Origin of the sequence: Bartonella sp. AU18XJBT, from assembly GCF_028618595.1 — a bacterium.
Lineage (GTDB): Bacteria > Pseudomonadota > Alphaproteobacteria > Rhizobiales > Rhizobiaceae > Bartonella.
The window spans coordinates 75579-97905 of record NZ_JAQITE010000003.1 but is presented as its reverse complement, the minus strand read 5'-3'; the positions used below and the strand labels follow the sequence as shown (position 1 = coordinate 97905).

Annotated in this window: 17 protein-coding genes; 11 read left to right on the top strand and 6 right to left on the bottom strand. The window is 36.5% G+C overall.

From position 1 onward, the window contains the following. Positions 1-13 precede the first annotated feature (13 nt). The 4 genes from PVV60_RS01955 to PVV60_RS01940 all read right to left on the bottom strand — a co-directional run bounded on the left by PVV60_RS01955 (position 14) and on the right by PVV60_RS01940 (position 9607). On the bottom strand, positions 14-1189 hold the full coding sequence (locus PVV60_RS01955; protein ID WP_273722730.1) for a beta-ketoacyl-ACP synthase: 1176 nt from the start codon (positions 1187-1189) through the stop codon (positions 14-16). Between the two features lie 11 nt (positions 1190-1200). Then, positions 1201-1485, bottom strand: coding sequence for an acyl carrier protein (locus tag PVV60_RS01950; protein ID WP_183194441.1), 285 nt, complete (start codon positions 1483-1485; stop codon positions 1201-1203). 188 nt (positions 1486-1673) lie between these two features. Then, positions 1674-3992 carry an NADP-dependent malic enzyme gene (locus PVV60_RS01945; RefSeq protein ID WP_273722728.1) on the bottom strand — a complete coding sequence of 773 codons (2319 nt, stop codon included), beginning with the start codon at positions 3990-3992 and terminating at the stop codon, positions 1674-1676. 1055 nt (positions 3993-5047) lie between these two features. Beyond that, on the bottom strand, positions 5048-9607 hold the full coding sequence (locus PVV60_RS01940) for a hypothetical protein (protein WP_273722726.1): 4560 nt from the start codon (positions 9605-9607) through the stop codon (positions 5048-5050). Between the two features lie 653 nt (positions 9608-10260). Here PVV60_RS01940 and hfq point away from each other — a divergent pair. The 4 genes from hfq (at position 10261) to PVV60_RS01920 (ending at position 15092) form a co-directional block, all read left to right on the top strand. Then, complete coding sequence (gene hfq / locus PVV60_RS01935) at positions 10261-10500, top strand: RNA chaperone Hfq (protein ID WP_005773461.1); 240 nt, start codon at positions 10261-10263, stop codon at positions 10498-10500. Between the two features lie 54 nt (positions 10501-10554). Continuing rightward, on the top strand, positions 10555-11898 hold the full coding sequence (gene hflX / locus PVV60_RS01930) for a GTPase HflX (RefSeq protein ID WP_273722724.1): 1344 nt from the start codon (positions 10555-10557) through the stop codon (positions 11896-11898). Between the two features lie 144 nt (positions 11899-12042). Then, the gene (locus tag PVV60_RS01925) at positions 12043-13869 is read left to right on the top strand and encodes a hypothetical protein (RefSeq protein ID WP_273722723.1); all 1827 of its coding nucleotides are present in this window, start codon (positions 12043-12045) and stop codon (positions 13867-13869) included. Between the two features lie 146 nt (positions 13870-14015). Beyond that, on the top strand, positions 14016-15092 hold the full coding sequence (locus PVV60_RS01920) for a COX15/CtaA family protein (RefSeq protein WP_273722778.1): 1077 nt from the start codon (positions 14016-14018) through the stop codon (positions 15090-15092). A 20-nt stretch (positions 15093-15112) separates the two neighbouring features. Here the strand turns inward: PVV60_RS01920 and argC are convergent, their stop codons facing one another. Then, complete coding sequence (gene argC / locus PVV60_RS01915; protein ID WP_273722721.1) at positions 15113-16045, bottom strand: N-acetyl-gamma-glutamyl-phosphate reductase; 933 nt, start codon at positions 16043-16045, stop codon at positions 15113-15115. A gap of 320 nt (positions 16046-16365) precedes the next feature. Between argC and glyA the strand changes: the two genes are divergently transcribed. The 6 genes from glyA to nusB all read left to right on the top strand — a co-directional run bounded on the left by glyA (position 16366) and on the right by nusB (position 20902). Beyond that, positions 16366-17679, top strand: coding sequence for a serine hydroxymethyltransferase (gene glyA, locus PVV60_RS01910; protein WP_273722720.1), 1314 nt, complete (start codon positions 16366-16368; stop codon positions 17677-17679). Positions 17680-17690: 11 nt separating this feature from the next. Then, positions 17691-18173 (top strand): transcriptional regulator NrdR, encoded by a 483-nt coding sequence (nrdR, locus tag PVV60_RS01905; protein ID WP_273722718.1) that lies wholly within the window; start codon positions 17691-17693, stop codon positions 18171-18173. Continuing rightward, entirely contained in the window at positions 18166-19293 is a 1128-nt protein-coding gene (gene ribD / locus PVV60_RS01900; RefSeq protein ID WP_273722717.1) for a bifunctional diaminohydroxyphosphoribosylaminopyrimidine deaminase/5-amino-6-(5-phosphoribosylamino)uracil reductase RibD, read from the top strand. Before nrdR ends, ribD begins: the two co-directional genes overlap by 8 nt. Further along, positions 19275-19892, top strand: a complete 618-nt coding sequence (locus PVV60_RS01895; RefSeq protein WP_273722716.1) for a riboflavin synthase — start codon at positions 19275-19277, stop codon at positions 19890-19892. The genes ribD and PVV60_RS01895 overlap by 19 nt, the downstream gene beginning before the upstream one ends. Before the next feature lie 81 nt (positions 19893-19973). Continuing rightward, positions 19974-20429, top strand: a complete 456-nt coding sequence (locus tag PVV60_RS01890; RefSeq protein WP_273722715.1) for a 6,7-dimethyl-8-ribityllumazine synthase — start codon at positions 19974-19976, stop codon at positions 20427-20429. Positions 20430-20431: 2 nt separating this feature from the next. Next, positions 20432-20902, top strand: a complete 471-nt coding sequence (gene nusB, locus PVV60_RS01885; protein WP_273722714.1) for a transcription antitermination factor NusB — start codon at positions 20432-20434, stop codon at positions 20900-20902. A 77-nt stretch (positions 20903-20979) separates the two neighbouring features. On the opposite strand, the gene PVV60_RS01880 is transcribed toward nusB, so the two are convergent. Next, on the bottom strand, positions 20980-21459 hold the full coding sequence (locus PVV60_RS01880; RefSeq protein WP_273722776.1) for an outer membrane protein assembly factor BamE: 480 nt from the start codon (positions 21457-21459) through the stop codon (positions 20980-20982). Positions 21460-21679: 220 nt separating this feature from the next. Between PVV60_RS01880 and PVV60_RS01875 the strand changes: the two genes are divergently transcribed. Then, positions 21680-22237, top strand: a complete 558-nt coding sequence (locus tag PVV60_RS01875; protein WP_273722713.1) for a DUF177 domain-containing protein — start codon at positions 21680-21682, stop codon at positions 22235-22237. Positions 22238-22327: the final 90 nt, after the last annotated feature.

Sequence of the window (22327 nt, the reverse complement as noted above, 5' to 3'; positions counted from 1 at the left end):
TAGAAATTCCCCTTCAAACAGCTGTAAGACGCACAATACCTTCAGCTCTTTTTATACCAATAGTTGTAACAAATATTTCACGTACTTCTTTAGAAAAAGGTTTTTCATGAAAACTTAACGCTGGAAAACTGTGTTTTTTTTCAATTGAAAGCGCTGCAAGAGCTAGAGCTAGAGGAAATTGTGCTTCCCGCATATAACCAAATAATGTTGTAATGCCACGGTAAGATAGATCAGCATTATCAAGAGCATTTTGTTCTGCCTTGGTTGCTTCGTGAGCTCCTGAGGCCGCTGAAATGGCTAGGGCAGATTGAGCGCCCACAGTTTTTAGCATTGTTGCAATTGATTCTCTAAGTGGAATTTTGGTTCTATCTGTTTGGTCTGTAATAATTTGGCTAATTTCAGCATAAACACGTGCGTTGCGCTTTTTTGCATGTTCTCCACTTTCAAGAACTAGGAAGATACCACCAGAACCGGCTATGATACCGCCGCCAGGGTGGATTTCACGATCCCACACTGGGCTCCATCCATTATGGGTTAAAAGATCACCAAGTTCATGCGCCAACAACATATCATAACTTTGTGCATTATAGGAACCTCCTACAAGAGCATGGGTACTTTGACCTGATTGAATACGAGCTACAGCAATTTGAAGTGCAGAAAGCCCACTTCCTTCTTCTCCCATAAATGTACGAGATGATCCAGTAACTTTATGAACAATTGAAATGTTTCCTGCCAAAAGGTTTGAAAGTTGTGCCAAAAATAAAGTTGGACGAAGTTCGGTTGAAAGAGCAACATTTAACATAGAGGCATGATCGGCAACTGTGCGCGCTTTAGAAAGAATCTGTGTATCAACAGTAATATCACGCTCTCCTCCACTTGCTGCTACGATCATATCCATTGTTGAAGTGAGTTGTTCATTATTTTTCATGCCGGCATCATCAAGAGCAAGACCAGCCGCATAGGTACCAAGACGCTGCCATGTTCCCATTTGCCGTTGATCGCTTTTTTTAGGAATTTGTAAACTCCAATCAATTTCAGGCAATTTATGAACCGTGTAGGGTGAAAACGTTGTATAATCTAGGTTTGGTGTACGGATTGGATCATTTAAGAGATTCCAATGTAGATCAGTTCCTTCCCCCAGAGAGCTTATGAGGCCTATACCAGTGATGAATACAGATTGATCATGCATGGTAAAAAAAACTACTCCGCCTGTTTTAAAGCAACGAGATCATCAATTTTTGCACAAAGGTTTTTAAGAACAAAGTATTCTTCTGTTGTAACGGTACCTTCGTTGACTTCTTGTGTCCATTGTTCTAGAGGGACTTTTATTCCGAAAGCTTTATCAATAGCGAAAACAATATCAAGAAAATCAAGACTGTCAATTCCTAGATCGTCAATTGTATGACTTTCAGGTGTAATTATATTGCGATCAATTTCACTGATTTCTGCAATGATATCAGCAACTTTATCAAACGTGGAAGGCAATGTAAGGATTCCTTATTATAGAGTTAGTAAATTCAAAATACATTTAATATTATCCTTCTAGCCTTTTTTCTCTTTAAAAAAAAGACTTAATCCAGAATATAGCTGTCTTTTCTATAGAGAAAAGAGGTTTACAATACATGAAATACTATATCTCAATATTTAAAAAACTTTGAAATTTTATTACGCATTTATTTTACGAGACTATTTTTTCTATTGGCCGCAAGGACAGCAAGGGCTGTTATATTAACAACTCCCCGTGAAGTTACTGAAGGCGTTAAGATATGGGCGGGACGTGCTGCCCCGATTAAAATAGGACCAACATGGAGTGCATTTGTGAGACTTTTTACAGTGTTGAGCGTGATATTGGCTGCATCAAGTGTTGGAAAGACAAGCAAATTAGCTTCACTTTTAAGACGAGAGTCAGGAAAAACACGATCACGAAAAACTTTGGAAAGGGCAGCATCACCATGCATTTCGCCATCTGCTTCTAAATCAGGATGTAATTTGGCAAGAATTTCTGTTGCACGTCGCATTTTACGCGCACTTTCTGTATTTTTAGAACCAAAGTTTGAGTGTGATAATAAGGCTGCTTTTGGTGTTATTCCAAATGCTTCAACTTCTTGAGCTGCCAATACAGTCATTTCAGCGATTTCTTCTGCAGAAGGATTTTCATTGACGTAAGTATCTGTGAGGAAAAGAGTACGTTGTTGAGAGATAAGCAAACTCATAGCAGAAAAACGGTGAACTTTAGGATCAAGACCGATAATTTGTTCAATCAATTCAAGTTGTCGTTCAAAACGTCCTTCTAAGCCGCAAATCATTGCATCTGCTTCTTCACGCATGACGGCAAGGGCAGCAATAGCCGTTGTTGATGTTCTTACTACTGTTTTTGCCATTTCAGGCGTAACACCACGCCTTCCTGTATAATGAAAAAATAAATTAACATAATCACGAAAACGTGGATCATCTTCAGGGTTTGTTAATTCAAAATCTATACCAGGACGAATTCTTAAACCAAAGCGTTTTAATCTCGCTTCCACGACATGTGGACGGCCGATAAGGAGAGGCGTTGCTGTTTGTTCTTCAATGACAACTTGTGCTGCACGAAGGACGCGTTCATCTTCACCATTGGAATAGATGACGCGTTTACGTTTTGCTGTTTTTGCTGCAGCAAAAACAGGTTTCATTGTTAAACCAGAAAGAAAGACAAATCGATTGAGGATATCATAGTAGGCTTCCATATCTTCAATGGGACGAATGGCGACACCAGTTGCCATTGCTGCTTTAGCAACAGCGGGAGCAATACGCAGTATTAAACGCGGATCAAAAGGAGAGGGGATCAGATAGTCTGGTCCAAAGTTGGGTGGTGCTTTTGAGTATGCACGTGCTACAACATCTGAAGTTTCTTCACGTGCAAGGGCAGCAATCGCATGAACAGCTGCCATTTTCATTTCTTCATTAATCGCACGAGCACCTACGTCTAATGCTCCACGGAAAATGTAGGGAAAACAAAGGACATTATTAACTTGATTGGGATAATCAGAGCGTCCTGTGCATATCATTGCATCTGGCCGTATAGAGCGTGCTTCTTCAGGCATAATTTCTGGTACTGGATTAGCTAGCGCTAAAATGAGTGGATTTTGAGCCATTCTTTTAAGATATTCAGGCTTTAAAACACCACCCGCAGATAGGCCTAGAAAAATATCCGCATCATCAATGATATCAGATAAAGTACGCGCGTCCGTTTTTTGTGCGTAATTGATTTTCCAACGATCCATAAGGGTCTTGCGACCTTCATAAACAACACCCTCTAAGTCACTAAGCCAAATATTTTCAACTTTCGCCCCAAGACGAACCAAAAGATTAAGACAAGCTAGGGCAGCAGCACCTGCACCTGAAGTAACTATTTTTGCATTTTCAATTTTTTTTCCTGAAAGATTTAAAGCGTTTAATACAGCCGCAGAAACAATAATGGCAGTTCCATGTTGGTCATCATGAAAAACTGGAATATTCATTTTAGCACGAAGCTTTTCTTCGACGTCAAAACATTCAGGAGCCTTAATGTCTTCAAGATTAATACCACCAAATGTAGGTTCTAAGATCGATATTGTTTGCACCATTTGTTCTATATCGGATGCATCAATTTCAATATCAAAAACATCAATATTCGCAAATTTTTTAAATAAAACGGCTTTGCCTTCCATAACTGGCTTTGAAGCGAGTGGACCAATGTTTCCTAAACCAAGAACAGCAGTTCCATTGGATATAACAGCGACTAAATTAGCACGGGAGGTATATTGGGCAGCAAGAGTGGGATCTTCATGAATCGCAAGACATGGTGCTGCAACGCCTGGAGAATAAGCAAGAGCTAAATCACGTTGATTATCAAGAGGTTTTGTTGCTTGTATTTCCAATTTTCCAGGTTTTGGATGTTGGTGATAAAAAAGTGCGGCACTGTCAAGTTCAGCTTTTGGTGAACTGAAATCACTATTTCGTTTTCTAGACATTTTTATGATATCCAAGTTAGCGTATGTGTATACGAGGTATTCCATCTACGATAAGGTTTTGTCCACTAATAGATCCTCATTTCTCTGAATACCAAAATGCATGAGCATGAGCAAATTTTTCAGGATCGTAAAACCAGTTTGATGTTTCTTTTTGTTTGTGTGCGTGAATAATTTCATTGATAGCAACACGATTAGTTTTTTCTTATCCTTAATAAAACGCGTAAAAATTGATTAGTCTACGAAAAAATAAAATATTTTCTAACGATTACATTATCAAGCCATTATTTTTTTGCAATGTTTACAAAATAAGGAAAGAACAGAAGAGCGTTCCCTATTAATTTCATCCGTTTTTTATAAAATATATATTTTATTTAAAGTTTCATACGGAGGTAGAAGAAATTTTAAATAACAATTTGTAATTTATAAATTGTTTTTTCAGCTATTTTAAAGGAAATTGGAACTTTAAAAATGAAAGTTGTTTTGTTTATTATTCAATTAAACTCTTAATAATGCGAGCTGTATATTTTTAATATACTGACAAATGTGTGTTTTAATAAACGAAAGGTATATCCGAAACAGCTGTAATTGCATGTTTTATACCTAAAGTTCATATATTCCGTATAATACGTTGCTTTATAATTTATAATGGATCTTCTCGTATGTTGAGTGAAAAATTTTAATACAATTCATTCATTTCAAATCCACCTATAATAATAAAAAATATTTACTTATATATTTCAAGCTAAGAAAGAAATAGAAATATTTCTTATAAACTATTTCACAAAAGCACGAAAAATATTGAGAATGAGCAAATAAATAATATTATCAGTTTTGTATTTTTATGAAACTATGAAAAATAAAGGGATTAAGAGAAGGATAAGAAAATATGCTTCTTTAGGGGTATTGCTTAGGATATCAAAGAAAACCGCATGCCAATTATTCCAGCCTTTAAAGTACAAAGCTACAGTTGAAAGAAAAGGACTCTACGATGAACCACTAAAACAACTGGAGAGAGAGAAAAAGTGGAAAAAATATTTTTCCACTTTCTTATTTGTTTATTGGATTCGACCACTTGCATGAGCAAGCATAGTATAAACTTTTCCGGTATCTGATATCAGGTATTTGCGAACTGAGTTGGAAGAACCAGAACTGTGCAATATATCACGTAAGAGCTTTTCGAAATCTGTAATATATTGACTCACTGAACGTTTAAACTCAAAATCGCTCATATATTTTCTCTTAATCATTTCAAATATTTTTTGTCCATTTAAGGTATAAAGGCGTTCTGTTACGATGTTTTTTTGTCCACGTTGATAATGATCCCATAGCTCAACAATGGCATTATGATTAATAGCTTGTACTATACCAGAGGCTAATGAATTAAGAGAGCTATTTGCAGGAGATGGTTTTGTTTGCACTGATGTTAAAACATTATCACTAGGGGGAACATCATAAAACGTTTCTTCACGTGAAGCCCTTTCTAAGAGATTTGACACCCATTTATTTGGTCTTTTTTTGCTTTGATCTTGTTGCAAAATAGGCTTAGGTGGTACGATTTTTTTAATGGACTCAGTGGAACTGTCACTTCTTTGATTAAACATTGATGATGCAGGAAATTCTGATATCAGCTGTTTTTTTGCGCTCTTTTGATCATTTTGTATAACACTGACTAGATCTTGTAACGCTGTAATCTGTTCATTCAAAGCTGTGCGAATTGTTTGTGTTGTCTCTTTTGTCTTTTCTGGAAGTTTTTTTACATTTTCATTGATATCATCATTAATCTTTGAAAGCTCTAAACGAACTTCATCAGCGGAGCGACGTATATCTTCTGCTGCTTCTGAAAAACGCGTTGATGCTTCACTAACAAGCCTATTAAGTGATTGTTGGAATGAATTTGTGGAGTTACGCGCATTCTTATCAGAGCGTTCAAGTGCTAAGTTGAAGATTTTTTCATAATGCCCAATCATTTGATTAATTTCATGAGACTTTGAAACAAGAGCATCGCTTAATACAGAAAGCGTATTATGTTTTTCTTCAAGTGTTGCACTAAGTGAATTTTCAGATTGTTCAAGAACGTGAATAGTTTGGGAGAGTGTCTTTGCATGTTCACCAAAGCTACTTGTTATATGACTAATTTGTTCAAAGGTATTCTTTGAAAGTCCTTGTAGAATTTCAACATTATTATTGAGCGCTTGATTTGAGACTGATAAACGCTCTGCTACTTGGTCCGTGTTGCGGAAAAAATTATTCGCACTCTCATTAAACTGACCATCAATATTTTGAACAGCTGATAATAAAACATTACTATTTTCGTGAAAATTGTAAATTGATTGATTCAACTGTGTTAAGATGGAAGAGACATTATTAACAAGCTCTTCCTTCATAACCGTTATTGTTTGAAGTGTTTCAGAGTTAGCTTTGGTTAAGCTATTGACTAAAGATTCATTATGTGCATAAATTCTTTGTTCAGCATCTTGTGTGGAAAGAGAGAGTTGTTCACCGATATGCTGTGTTAAAGAATCAATTGATTCTGTCGTATTTTGCGCTGCTTGATTTAAGTGATTTGTAAGCTCTGTTATTTTTCCAACATGTTGTGAAATTTGTGTTGTTGTTTGATTTCCTGCATTTTCCAGACGGCTCGTTACATCAGAGAGCTGATATCCTAAATTATTTTTAAGATTTTGCATAGAGTGATGAAGAACATCACAGCGTTCATTAAGGACTTGCTCTATTGCTGTTGTTGATGTGTGAATAGTTTCATTCAATAATGCTTGTGCATTATGACTGGCTGTTGCGAAAGCTTCGACAGTATGCGCTGTTTGTTCAGACAGAACGGACAGAACTTTTTCACTGGTATCATAAACAGTTTTTTTGACATTTGATACAATGCGATTGCTTGATTCTGAGAGAATATTTTCTGCTTGTGCAGTAACATTTGTAACAGATGAAAGAATTTGTTCACTCGTAGAAGAAAGAATATCAGAAGCTTTTATAATCTTATTATGCAGGTTATCTGTAACTATATTAACAGAGTCTTCTAAGGTTACACGCATATTGTCAACACTGTTTTCCAGCGCTTGTTGAATTATCTGACTTTGCTCATTATTAAGCATGAGAGACGTTTTTAACGTGTCAGAACGTTCCTCAATAACAGATGTTTGCATATCAATGGCTTCACAGATTTGGCTAAATTTTTCAGATAATGTTTCCTTTAGCGTTGTTGTCCGTTCAAAAATTTTGTGTGCACGGTCTTCTAGATCTGTATCGAATGATTCCATACGTGTTTCAAGGGTTTCAAAGAAAACACCACTCGATTGAGAGAGAGTATTCTTTAAAATTTCGGCATGGCTTTCAATGTTTTTGATATGATCTTGAACCGTTTCAGTAATGTTTTTATTATTGGCGACAATTGCACTCTCAACTAAATCTATTTGTTGTTTCAATGCAATATCGACACGTATATCACTTTTTGCAATGAGGTTATGGATTGTTTCCATGCGTTGCTCAAGTGTGCGTGCTTGATCGGCAAGAACTTCATTGAGAGAAAAACTATTAATTGCTAAAGAGTCACGCAGAGCATCGGCACGGATATCAATATTTCTCGCTTGTGCTTCTAAAGCATCTTGAGTTGTATTGCAGCTTTGTACAATGACATCTTGTAGTTTTTCAGTGCATTGAATGATGTTTGTAATATGATTTTCAGCTTGTTTATCAACGACTTGAATATTGTCAGCCAAAACTTTTTCAATATGAGAAGTATTTTGGGACAAGACATCAATTTGATTTCTTAATGTATCCGCAATTTTATTCTTCTCGTTATCAAGTATGTCTGCCATAAGAGCTCGTTGATCAGAAAGTTGTATTTTAAAATCTTGTGAACGTTCTTGTATGATATCAACAATGGCATTGTCGACATATTGAATTTCTTCTCTCAGACTTTCTTTACTTTTATCAATTGCAGAAAGAATAGCTTCACGTCCATTTGTGAATGCATGGGTAATGTCTGCTGTTTTTTCTTGGAGGTTTTCATTTATTTTCAAGACATGAGATTCTAAGAAGTTACCAAGTTTTTCAGCATTATCTTCTAAAGCCTGACTGCGTTCTATAAAGGAATCAATGATGGAATCACTATGTTCTTTAAGAGAAAGATCAACAGTTGTTAAACGTTTCTCAAAGGCTCCAATTGCTTGCGAGGTTACGTTATCAAATTTAGAAGAGAGTTTATGTGCTTGGTCGTCGAGCTTTAAGATCTTCTCATCAAAATTCTGTAGAGATTGATTATTACGATCAATAAGAGCTTTATCCAAGGCTTTAAACTTTTCATCGACAGCGTGCAAAGTTTGATCTGTTACTGCTTGTATATGTGTTGCAATTTTAGCAACATGCACTTCCGCTTTTTCAGCTGTTTCATTAAAGGTTTTTTCTATTTGTTTTTCATTATGATCAAATCGTTTTGCAAAACCATCGAAGTTTTTTCCTAATTCATGAAAAAATTCTGTGTTTTTCTGCTGAATTTGTGTTGTTGTTTTGTTAAATTTTTCAACAAGCTGATTTGTTACGCCATCACCAGCATAGGAAAGTTTTTCAACAAGGTCTTCACCTTGTTTTTGTAAAGTTTGAGAAAGGGTTTGTGCAAGCTTTTCAACATTGGTGACAATGTTAGAGGTAACCAAACCAAATTCATCACTCAGTTGTTCTTGGGTTCCTTTAATTGTTGATTGTACGCGATCTGCATGATTCAAAATGGCTATGCGTTCATTACTCAATTCTTTGATTAATGTGTGAATGCGTGATTCATTCTCAGCATAGGCTTGTTCTAGATTGTGAACTTCACCTTGAATGATTGCTTCAAGCTCAACAGCACGTCCGAGGGTACGTTCAATACCTTCATTCATTGCCGCTACTTCTTCACGAATGGTTTGCCCTATAGCAATAGCTTGTTTTTCAGATAAATGTTGTGGTTCACTAAGGCGCTGTGCAGCATTTGTCATAAGAAGTGCAATATTATGCAAGTCATTTGAACGTTTTGTTAATTGAGCAACGCCCCAAGATATAAGGATAGGAATTGCTGTTCCGGCTGCTACAGCAAGTCCTGTTGGGGATGTAACAAAAGTGCTAATATTGGATAAGGAGCTTAGTCCGGTAGGTGCGAGTTTATGCGCAATAAAAGCTCCTCCCGTTGCCCATAAAGCACTAAGCGCTGTTGTATACCAGTAAACTCGAGAGGAAGAACGCTGCTTGAATGGTCCAAAATTTACAGGGGTTGTTATATCATCATTTGCAGGAAGAAGTTTTGTAGGCAACAATGTATTATGAACAGTTCCACCTGAGATATCAGGTGAAGGTTTTGGAGCAAAAAGCTGTTCAACAACGGATTTATCAACAACAGCTTCATCATGAATATTAGAAACAAAAGTTGAAGTACCGTTTTCAGCAAAAAATTCTTCTTCTGCCATTGCAATTTTTTGAATCAGATCATCAACATTAACAACATTTTCAGAATTATTGGATGATATCGTTTCAAATCCTGTGTTATCGAAATCAAAGTTCATAGCTTTTGTGAGGGCTTCTTCAACTTCAACTTCAAATGTTTGCAATTTGGTTCTGCGTGCCATACTCGCCTCGTACTCTTACAGACAGAAAAGGGATACGTCCTCTTCCACATAACTTCTACATACTAGCTGTTAATTATTTAGAAAGGAATATGCTTAGGAAAAAATTTTAAAAACTTATCAAGATAAAGTTAACGCGGTTCCTTATACCCTAGTTAAAAATGTTATAAAATATAATAAAAACAATTTATTATTTGAATCTAACAAAAATAAAAATACTGTTTACAACTTGTGTTTATAAAAAACTTTATAAGCCGGTAGTTTTTGAAATAAGGACAATTTAAGTGCGGTTATATATAGTAAGGTGTGAATGCCTCTCTTTAATACCGACGATTGTTAATAAATATTGTTGTCAGCTTACTTTTATTGATTCTAAACGAAGCAGATTCATCATCACATATAGTCTGTAATAGCTTAGGATGTATAAAAGTATGTCTTTGAATTGTAAGCTCATAAAAAAGTAAACGTGGAAAAATTTTTAATTTAATATAGCTTTTTGTAAGTTGCGCTTTATTATTGCCTTAAAGAGCCGTTTTTTCTCTAATTTCAGTTGTTTGTTGCTAAATTTTGAAGCTTCTACGTTGACAATTGCATATTTTTCAGTCGATATGCATGCACAAAATATTTTATGCAATTGAGATGAAGGTGTAAGAATAATGGCAGAGCGATCACAACACCTGCAAGATGTGTTTTTAAATACGGTGCGTAAGCAAAAAATTTCCCTTACAATTTTTCTTGTCAATGGCGTTAAACTCACGGGTATTGTAACTTCATTTGATAACTTTTGTGTTCTTTTGCGTCGAGATGGACATGCGCAATTGGTTTATAAGCATGCTATTTCTACAATTATGCCTGGGCAGCCTGTACAGATGTTTGAGGGTGAAAGTCCTGAGTAAACATATCATTTTAAGATAGACCTCTTATCCCATTTTAAAAGTACTTAGATTGCTATGATAAATGAAAATGAGAGATTAGGAGGGGTATTTTCGCAGAATACAGGGCAGGTGCGCGCACTTGTGTTGATACCGATTTTCCAAGAAAATAGAAGTGAAAGCTCTTTGAGAGAGTGTTCTATATCTTCTCGTGTTAAAGAGGCATTGGGATTAGCGCGTGCTATAAGGTTAGAAGTTGTTAATTATGAAACGATTAATATCGCAACGCCTCGCTCTGCGACTCTCTTTGGAAAAGGTAAAATAGCTGCGTTAATCTGTTATATCGATGAATATTCTATTGAGCTTGTGATTGTAGATCATTTTTTAACGCCAGTACAGCAGCGTAATTTAGAAAAATTATGGAATTGCAAAGTTATCGATAGAACGGCTTTGATTCTTGAAATTTTTGGGGATCGTGCAAGAACAAAAGAAGGCGTTTTGCAAGTAGAGTTAGCGCATTTGTCCTATCAAAAAGGGCGACTTGTACGTAGTTGGACACACTTGGAAAGACAACGGGGGGGGCGTGGCTTCCTAGGTGGACCTGGTGAGACGCAAATTGAAGCAGATAGACGTCTTTTACAAGAAAAAATTATTCGTATTCGCCGCGAGTTGGAAACGGTTATTAAAACACGTGCACTTCATAGAGCAAAAAGGAAAAAAACATCTTATCCTGTTGTGGCATTGGTAGGATATACGAATACAGGAAAATCAACTCTCTTTAATCGTTTAAGTGGTGCAGATGTTTTAGCAAAGAATATGTTATTTGCAACGCTTGATCCGACTTTGCGCAAAGTTGTTCTTCCTCATGGAAAAACTATTCTTTTGTCTGATACTGTAGGGTTTATTTCTAATTTGCCAACAAATTTGATTGCAGCTTTTAGAGCAACCCTTGAAGAAGTGGTTGAAGCAGATCTCATTCTTCATGTAAGAGATATGTCAGATCTTGATCATCGTGCACATGCCCAAGATGTTTTAGAAGTGCTTTCAAGTCTTGATATCGATATTGATGATATGGAGCATATTATAGAAGTTTGGAATAAGATTGATATGTTGGATGAGCAGGCATTGAGTGTTTTACAAACAAGCGCAAAAACACGATTAAATCCTGCTCTCATGGTATCAGCACTTAAGGGAGATGGACTCCATCAATTATTAAGAGATATTGAAAAGCGAATTTTTGGAGAGGTGCAAAGCATTGAATATCTTTTAAAACCTCATGAAATGTCGCTTATCGATTGGTTTTATGAAAACTCTGCGGAAATAGTGCAAGAAGGACATGATGATGGGTCTATGACCATTAGAGCCGTTATTACTTCTGAAGCAAAAAAACAATTAGAGAACATCAAAAAAAATATGAATTAAGTTTTTTTAAGCTATTGCTAAACATTTGTGTTCAAATTTTATGTTTTTCTTATCTGAAAATAATATGACAGCAAGTTAAGAGGATAGTTACTACTTTCTCTTAATAAAACAATATGAAGAAGTATTTTGCTGGTTAAAATAAAGATGAGTCTTAAGTGTAATAAAAGACTATTCGTACGTACCGTATGGCGAAGCATTTTGACTGTTTTGCTATTACAAATGCTATGTATATCTTTGATTTGGTTGTATTATTTTGTCAAACCCCGTGGTTACCAAGCAACTTTAATATTTTCATTATCTGATTCTGTAGGAAAACCGTTACCAATTAAAAAGCAAGACAATGTTATCGCCTTTTTGTTTTCACAGCCTATGTTCTTTAATGATTCGCATTTTTCTTTAAGTGCTTCTTATAAGAAAAAAGATCATGAAAATATCCGTTTATCGCGTCATGGTGATTTTATCAATCTTACTTTTGAAGCTGAGACACTTGAAACAGCTCAACGTGGGTTGGAAACTTGGTTTTCCGCATTTTCACAAGCAATCATAAAACAGAAACAATTCTTATTAAATGATAAATTAGAAGACAAACAATATGATAATACTGCAATCGTTAATATCGTGCAGGGATTTCTTACATCTATTGATTCTTTTATTCAGCATGGTGTAAAACAAACAGAGCTTCATGATCTTTCTATGCAATTAACGCAAGCAACTTTAAAGCGCATTCATTTAACAAGTTTGAATTCAATGATTAATATGATGCGTGAAAAGGGACAGTCTTTACTGTCTTTATCATTTATTGCAGGTAATTCAGCAATTGTTGCTCTGGAATCTAAACGTGATCTTTTGGAAACGCAAAGAGCACATATGGCAGCGCAATTGGGGTGGGCACATCCTCAAATTAAAGCAATGAGTGCGGAATTAGAGACAGTTTCTCAACAATTAAAAAATAAAATTTTACAAATCGTTTATCAAGTTCATTCAGATGAAGTTATTGCAACGGAATTAGAAGAACAGCTCAAAAAAAGAATGAACTTTTTTGTAAAAGATCAATCCCAATCTTTGAATGAAATATTTAACGAGTTTGAAAATAAAATAAAAGCAGCAGTCTATGCACAAAATAAAGCGATGAGCAAATCTGCTCAACGAAGAGAAAAAACTATTGGTTCATATCGGAGCTTGAGTGATGATCCTCTTCTCTTGCAAAATACAAATATCCACGTGGTTACGCCAACAACGTTAGCACCAATTTCTTTTATGGCTCTTTATGGAAAAAATATTCTTGTGAGTGCATTGGCCAGCTTCCTTACTCTTTTGCTAGGAATACTGTTATTTTATCCGTGCTTTAAAAGCAAAAAAGATCAACTTTCTGAGGAGGATTTGAGATCAAAAGAAAATGCTTTTGAGAAGAACGAGAGTATTTTAGTCTCTCAAGAAATGAAGAAATTTGAAGCTTTTATTACGATAGAGGGATTATCTGATGTTTTGAAATGGCGTGCTTCAACCATTATTTCAATCATTGGACCAGAGGCTGCACGGACAGCAGCAAAGCTTTCACTTCATCTCACAAAAGAGAACAAAACAATTTTGTTGGTTGATATTTCTGGTCAACAAATAGAGAAAGTCATTGGTCCACATCGCGGACTGAGTGATATTTTAACGGGCAATGCCAAGTTGCATGATGTTATTTACCGTGATTATGATACGGGGGTTGATATTCTTCCTCAGGGGTTAACAAGTGCTATTTCTGCACAAGATTTTTCAAATGACATTTCTCATATATTACAAGAATTTAAAAAAGAATATGATTTTATCATCTTAGAGATGGCAAGCGAACCAAAATATGGATTTGAGCAATTTGCAGAGCTAACAGACTATTATATTTGTAATACTGTTCTTAATGAACAAGAATGGATGATGCGGATGGTAGACAGCTTTCCAAAGACTGTTTATCGCGTTGTTGCATCATAAAGTTCGTAAAACAGAAATATGTATCGCATGTTATAGTGGTACGCTTGTTTTTTGCTAAAGTTATAGTACATACTAAAATACACAAAGAGTTAATGTTTAAATTTTAAAATGCATTGTAGTTGGAGAGAAGCGTGGGGCAATCAGAAATGGCAGTAAAGAGATTAAACAATAGCATTTTAACACCTGTGCAAAAGAAAAATAGAAAACAAATACAGGTGTGGCTTTACTCTATTTTATTGCTTTGTTTAGCAATTGTCTTAGTAGGTGGTGCTACTCGTTTGACGGGATCAGGATTATCTATAACGGAATGGAAGCCAATACACGGCGTTATTCCACCGATTGGTGTAGATCAATGGCAAGAGGAATTTTTAAAATATCAACAGATAGCACAATATAAGCTGCTTAATCCTGATATGACTTTAAGTGCTTTTAAGGTCATTTTTTGGTGGGAATGGGCGCATCGTGTTCTTGGGCGTCTTGTTGGTCTTGTCGCTTTATTGGGGCTCATTTGGTTTTGGGTGACTAAGCATGTTGAAAAAAATATCTTATTCCCGCTTATTGTCGTGCCTATCCTTATCGCCTTTCAAGGCTTTATTGGTTGGTGGATGGTTGCTTCAGGGATTGGGCAAAGTAATTTAACAAGTGTGAGCCAATATCGTTTGGCATTTCATCTTATAACGGCATGTTTTGTTATTGTTTTTGTTACTTATTTATCTCGAGGACTTGCAGAATACTCAGAAAAGCCAGCAAATCAAAAGGTGCAATATTTTGCGGCTTGGCTTGTTGTTCTCGTCTTGATAGAGATTTATTTTGGAGCGTTGGTTGCAGGGCTTCATGCTGGAAAAGTCTATAATACATGGCCTCTTATGGATGGGCAGATTATTCCGGATGGATTGTTGCAGCTTCGTCCTGTTTGGCTCAATTTATTCGAAAATTCCTTAATGGTTCAATTTATTCATCGGTTTTTTGCTTATTTTTTATTTATTGTCTCAGTTATTCATGCTTTCTATGTACAAAAAAACATTCCACATTCAACCCATTCTCGTCGTGCATTTCTTATCTGTGTTATGATTATTATCCAAGCATTCTTGGGTATCCTAACACTGTTACATGAGGTTCCTATAAGTTTAGGGCTCATTCATCAAAGTATGGCACTAGCAGTGTTATGTTTTGCGGTTGCGCATTGGCGAGCAACAAAAGGAGCATATCGGGTTGTTGAATAAAAGTTTGTGTTTAGGGAGGTTTAGTCGCTTGAAAGCATTAAATCGAGGTTCTGGATAGCCGCAGCTGATGCGCCTTTTCCTAAATTATCGAATATGGCGCTGAGATTAAAAATACCTTCACGATCATTTCCAAATACGAATAGTTTCATATCATCGTTATTGGCTAAACACTCTGGATTAAGTCTTTGAAGTGAAGCAGTTTCTTCTTGTGATGCAACTAAAATGGTATTTTGTCCATCGTAATGGTTTGCGAGAATTTCGCGCAAATCAGAACAGTTTGCTGATTTTGTGAATAAATGGCGATGCAGTGGAAGATTTACAATCATTCCTTGGGGAAAACGACCAACACTTGGTATAAAAATTGGGGTTTGATTGACTTGTCCATAGATTTTAATTTCTGGCACATGTTTGTGTTCAAGATTAAGACCATAGATAAAATAATTGTCCTGAATATTTTGTTGGGATTGATTTTCCATTTGTAAAATCAACTGTTTTCCACCACCGGTATAGCCGGAGATTGCATTAATCGAGATGGGATAATAGGCGTCTAGCAGTCCTGCTTCACGGAGTGGGCGAATCAAACTAATGGCACCGGTAGGGTAGCATCCTGGATTGGTTACATAATGTGCTTCTTGGATGCGCTTTCTTTGTCCTGATGTCATTTCAGGAAAACCGTAAACCCAGTCTGGTGCAACACGGTGGGCTGTCGAGCTATCAATAATCCTAATCTTTTTATTTTTTTTAAGCCAATGAACTGTTTTACGTGCAGCATCATCTGGAAGACACAAAATAGCAATATCGGCTTGATTAAGATAGTCTTGTCGCAGATGAACATTATGGCGATCTTTATGAGCAAGAGAGAGTAGTTTTAAATCTGTACGCCTCTCTAAGCGTTTTTGTATTTGCAGTCCGGTTGTGCCATGTTCACCATCAATAAAAACTTTTGTTAGCATTCTTATTTGCCTTGTATTAACTTTTCCTATTATATTCAGCTTTTCACATTATAAATTATTTTTAATCATTAAATTATTGAATTTCTTTAGATTATAGATACCTTTTGTAAAAGGTGTAAACAAATAAGCGTGTAAAAAAGAAATGTAATCTCATTTTTTACTATTTTTGAGAGGGAAGCTTTTCGCTGTTTTTATAACAAAGAGTAAGATAAATATTTACATCATTATTTTTGAGTGTAAGTGGTTTAAAATGTTTGGTTTGCATGGTTTGCTGTGTTATCGTTCAGTGACTTTATTTTTTTATGTTAGGAACGTGTTTTATGACTCAACAAGAAAATGACGCACAAAAGCGCTTTTTTAATGATAATTTACAAACTGTTGATGGTGCAATCTTTGATGCAATTAGAGGGGAGTTTGAGCGTCAACAACATGAAATTGAGCTGATTGCTTCAGAGAACATTGTTTCAAGAGCGGTCCTTGAAGCGCAGGGGTCTGTTTTAACTAATAAGTATGCAGAAGGTTATCCAAGAAAGCGCTACTATGGCGGGTGTCAATTTGTTGACGTCGTTGAAGATTTAGCCATTGAAAGGGCAAAACAGCTTTTTGGTGCTGCTTTTGCGAATGTACAGCCTAATTCTGGTAGCCAAATGAATCAAGCTGTCTTTTTAGCTTTACTTCAGCCTGGTGACACATTTATGGGATTAGACTTAAATGCTGGTGGTCACCTTACGCATGGTTCATCTGTTAATATGTCAGGAAAATGGTTTGATGTTGTTTCCTATGGCGTGCGTCAAGAAGATCAGATTATTGATATGGATGAGGTTGAGCAGCTTGCAAAAGAACGTAAGCCCAAACTTATTATAGCGGGTGGCTCATCTTATCCACGGCTATGGGATTGGAAACGATTCCGTGAAATTGCAGATGAGATTGGTGCTCATTTACTCGTTGATATGTCTCATATTGCTGGTCTTGTTGCTGGTGGCGTGCATCCTTCACCAGTTCCACATGCGCATATTGTAACAACAACAACACATAAGTCGCTTCGAGGTCCTCGTGGTGGTTTAATATTGACAAATGATGAGTCTTTATCCAGAAAAGTTAATTCTGCAATTTTTCCTGGTCTTCAAGGTGGTCCTTTAATGCATGTAATTGCCGCAAAGGCTGTTGCATTTGAGGAGGCTTTGCGTCCTTCTTTCAAGAGTTACAGTGCCAATGTGGTCGCTAATGCGAAAACTTTAGCAAAAATATTACAGAGTACTGGTTTTAATATTGTTTCTGGTGGTACAGATAATCATTTGTTGTTGGTTGATTTACGTTCCAAAAATCTAACAGGTAAACGTGCTGAATTGGCTTTGGGGCGCGCTCATATTACCTGCAATAAAAATGGTATTCCTTTTGATCCTGAAACGCCATCTATAACATCGGGCATTCGCTTGGGATCACCTGCTGCCACAACGCGCGGTTTTTTAGAAAAAGAGTTTATTCAAGTTGGTCATCTGGTTTCAGAAGTTCTTGATGGTCTTCGGAGCGCAAAAAGTGATGAAGATAATTATGCCGTTGAAATGGCTGTTAAGAAAAAGGTAAAAGATTTAACGAGTCAATTTCCTCTTTACTCTTATCTTAGCACTCGTTAAGGACACAAAAGATGCGCTGTCCTTACTGCCAATACGAGGATACACAGGTTAAAGACTCACGTCCAGCAGAAGAGGGGGCAGTGATTCGCCGCCGCCGTGTGTGTTCCGTTTGTGGTGGTCGTTTTACAACTTTTGAACGTGTCCAGTTGCGTGAGCTCTTGGTTACTAAAAAAAGTGGACGATGTGAACCATTCGATCGTGATAAGTTAATGCGATCAGTTGATGTGGCTGTACGTAAGCGCAATATTGATCCTGATCATATTGAACGAGCAATTTCTGGCATTGTGCGTCAGCTTGAAAGTTTGGGAGAACCAGAGATTTCTTCAGAAAAAATTGGACATCTTGTGATGGAAGCATTGAAAAGAATTGATGATATTGCTTATATTCGTTTTGCTTCTGTGTATCGAGATTTTCGTAATGCAAGCGATTTTCACGATGTTATAGACGAATTATCAAAGGGTATTGCGGATACAGAATCTCGTTTTGATGAATAAAAAATTGCAAGATGAACGGTTTATGGCTGCGGCTATTCGTTTAGCAGAACGTCATGTCGGTCTTACAGGTGGGAATCCTTCCGTTGGTACGTTAATTGTGCGAAACGATAATGGTGCGGGAGCATTTATTGTTGGCTATGGCGTAACAGCTATTCATGGGAGTCCTCATGCGGAAGTGCAAGCTTTACATATGGCTGGTTCTTTGGCTCAAGGAGCGACTGCTTATGTTACTTTAGAACCTTGCGCGCATTATGGAAAAACTTCGCCGTGTGTGAATGCACTTATTGATTCAGGGATTTCTCGAGTTGTTGTTGCGCTGACTGATTGTGACAAGCGTGTTGACGGTCATGGTATTGCTCTTTTGCGAGCGGCGGGGATTGAAGTGGTTGAGGGAATTTTAGCTGAAGAGGCTTTTGAATCTTTATGGACACATTGGTGCATAAGGAAGATACAACGCTGTGCGGTCACTTTTAAAATGGCAATTTCTGCCGATAATGGTGTTGGAAAAAGAGAAAAGGGCAGCGTAAAAATTAGTGGAACACTTTCTCATGCCCATACGCATGTTCTACGTGCTCAAAATAATGCTATCCTCGTTGGTATTGGTACTATATTAGCAGATGATCCACAACTCAATTGCCGCTTGCCAGGGATGGAGGTGCGCTCACCAATTCGTATTATTTTGGATGCAGATTTATCGATCCCCCTTGATGCAAAAGTTGTCCAAACAGCCATGAAAATTCCTACATGGGTTATTTGTGATGTGGATCTTTCAAAGAAAAGCAAAAAAAATGCATTGGAGCAATATGGTGTGTCTGTTTATTCGGTAGAGATGAACAATGGTTGTGTAGAACCCTTTACTCTTTTACAGATGCTTTATAAACATGGGATTAATAGTGTTTTATTGGAAGGGGGCGTAAAGACAGGGGAAAAGTTTTTGAATGCCGGTTGTGTGGATCATTTGATATGTTTTTATGCCCCCGTTATTTTAGGCGAAGGTCGTGTTGAAGCCCCTCATTTTGGAAATTATCTCTCGCAGTTTCACGAGATTGAGACAAGAATGTTTGGAAATGACCGTTTTTATAAATGGAGACGTAAGACATTATGTTCACAGGAATTATAACGGATATTGGTTGTGTTGAAGATGTACAACCTTTAAAGCAGGGGATGCGTTTAGATATTTCTACGCGCTATGACATACAGAGTTTGGAAATTGGCGCATCAATTGCTTGTTCAGGAATTTGTCTGACAATTGTAGAGCGGGGGATACAACAAGCGACTGCTGGTTGGTTTGCAGTAGAAGCATGGGAAGAAACATTACGTTTAACGAATCTTGCACAATGGACAAAAGGAACTTTTGTTAATTTGGAACGTTCGCTTCGATTAGGTGATGAAATGGGAGGACATTTGGTTTCCGGTCATATTGATGGTTTGGCTGAAATCATTGATCAAAAAAATGAAGGGGATGCAATTCGTTTTTATTTAAAAGTTGCAAGACAATTTATGCCTTTCATTGTCAATAAGGGATCTATTGCACTTAATGGGACGTCTTTGACTGTTAATGGTGTTGAGGATTGTGTTTTTGATGTTCTTATTATTCGCCATACACTCGAAATGACAACGTGGGGAAAAGCTAAAATTGGAGATCTGGTCAATTTGGAAATTGATCAGCTTGCTCGTTATGCTGCAAAACTTTTTGCTTTAAAAAGAGAAGATGAATAAGCTAAAACTCTATTGATCGTTTTCAGAATTTTATGCTTTATAACCTTGATTTTTTTGATTCGTTTTTTGTGGAATTCCATTATGATGAAAGAGATACGTAAAAAGCCTCACGTATTGATTGTTGAAGCATGCTTTTATGAGGGGATTTCTGATGCGCTTTTGAGAGGTGCAATGAATACTTTGCAAAAAGCTGAAGCAAGTTATGATGTTGTAACGGTTCCTGGAGCGTTAGAAATACCAAGTGCAATAGCTTTTGCTGAACAAAATAACATATCTTATGATGGTTATGTTGCTCTTGGTTGTGTTATTCGGGGCGAAACATATCACTTTGAAATTGTTGCTAATGATTCTTGTCGTGCATTGATGGATTTAACTGTTCATCAGCACTTGGCTATTGGAAATGGTATTTTGACTGTTGAAAATGAAGAACAAGCATGGGCGCGTGCAAAACTAGATGACAAAAATAAAGGTGGTTTTGCGGCTGAAGCTGCTTTATGTATGATCGCTCTAAAAAAGAGATTTGGAGATAATCGTTAAATATGGCTGATATAAAAAGCAGACATTTTCCGCGTTCAGCCAATAAACGTGGAGCAGCAAGACTTGCTGCAGTTCAAGCCCTCTATCAAATGGATATCGTGGGGTCAGGGGTGATGGAAACGGCAGCTGAGTATGAGGCTTATCGTTTGGGAAAAGATATTGATGGAGATCAGTATCTTGAAGCTGATTTTCAGTGGTTTTTGGCTATTATAACGGGTGTTGTAAAAGATCAAAAGCAGCTTGATCCTCTGCTTCATCAACAGCTCTCTGCAGAGTGGTCTCTTTCACGTCTTGATTCTATATTGCGAGCAATTTTACGAGCAGGTTTATGGGAGTTGATCAACCGTAAAGATGTTCCCGTTGCGGTTGTCATGAATGAATATGTTGACATAGCAAAGGCATTTTTTGAAGGTGATGAGCCAAAACTTGTTAATGCAGTTCTCGACAGTATGGCAAAAAAAATCCGCCTATAAGAGCTAAAAATCCCCTTATTATTAGGTCTGATAATATCAGACCTAATAATATTGAGACGATATGTAGACTATATGATTTAGTTATGGGGTGGCAAATTGGCAGGGCCTTTTATAATTTGAATTAAGAAAGGATGTTCTTTCGTTACAGTTGGTGTTGTTTGTGTAATAAAATCAAACACTTGACCGTCTTGTAATCCGTAATTTGCAACTTTCGCAACCTGATCATTTTTATTGAAGTAAATGGCTAAAACTTTGCGATCAATAATCTTTGTTTTCATAAACTGCATCCCACGATAGCGTGTCTGTGAGATGTAATAAAAAACTTCATTATCATATTTTGTTTTTAGTGAAGGAGTCCCTAAAGTTAAAAGAACTTGCTCTTGACTTGAGCCAATAGCAATAGAACTTAGAGCATTTTTATCAAGAACATAGCCCTCTCTATAAATTTGGCTCGAACCTGAAGAATCAAGAAGACTACATCCAGCAAGCACTCCTATGCTTGCCATTGATAGACCAATCAATAATTTACGTTTGATTAAAGCTATTATGTGAGGCATTTGAAACAATGATATCTCCTTTTATATTGAGATGTAGGACAAGAAGGCAACCTCAAGTTTTTTCTAATTTTAACTTAATCTACCGTAGCTTACACTGAGTTTCTTTGTTATAAAGCAAATTATGCCATATAGAATTTCTTTAGAAAAGAAAAAAATGCATAAATACTTGAGATAAATAAAAACACAGTGCTTTATGCGTTTTTATGTTTGGGAGTTGTCAATGAATGTTCAAAATGTTCCTCAAATGACATTTGCTTTGACTTATCCAATATCCGTACGTTCTCTACCTGCTAAAGGTATAAGGGTTCATCTTTGTGCAAACAAAAAAGAATGTACACATTTAGCCCAGAACCATAATTTAATTGAAGTAAAATCTTGTGAGGGAGAATTCCATATTTTCCCGTGGAAAAAACGCGGAGTGCGTATAAAAGGTCTGTTGCAAGCGCATATACTACAGTTATGTGTTGTTACATTAGAAACATTAGAAAATATCCTTTGTGAAAATATTGAGGTTGTTTTTGTTCCTGAAGATTCAAATTTGATGAAGCCCAAAATATCAGAGGATACAGGAGAATTGTTTTTAGATATGGAGGGGCTTGATACTCCTGAAGTGTTTTATGATGATAAAATTGATATTGGTGCAATCATGGAAGAGTTTTTTGAGTTGTCTATTAATCATTATCCACGTAAAGAGGGGATAAAGATGAATATGGTTGAAAATTTAGAAGAAACAGAGCAAAAAATCTCTCCATTTTCTGTTTTGAAAAATTGGAAGTGATTGTAAAAACATAAAAAAAATATCTATTATATGCTAAACGGTATTTTCTGCGGAGTGATTTTCGCAAGATTTGCTTTGCGAGTGTTCAGG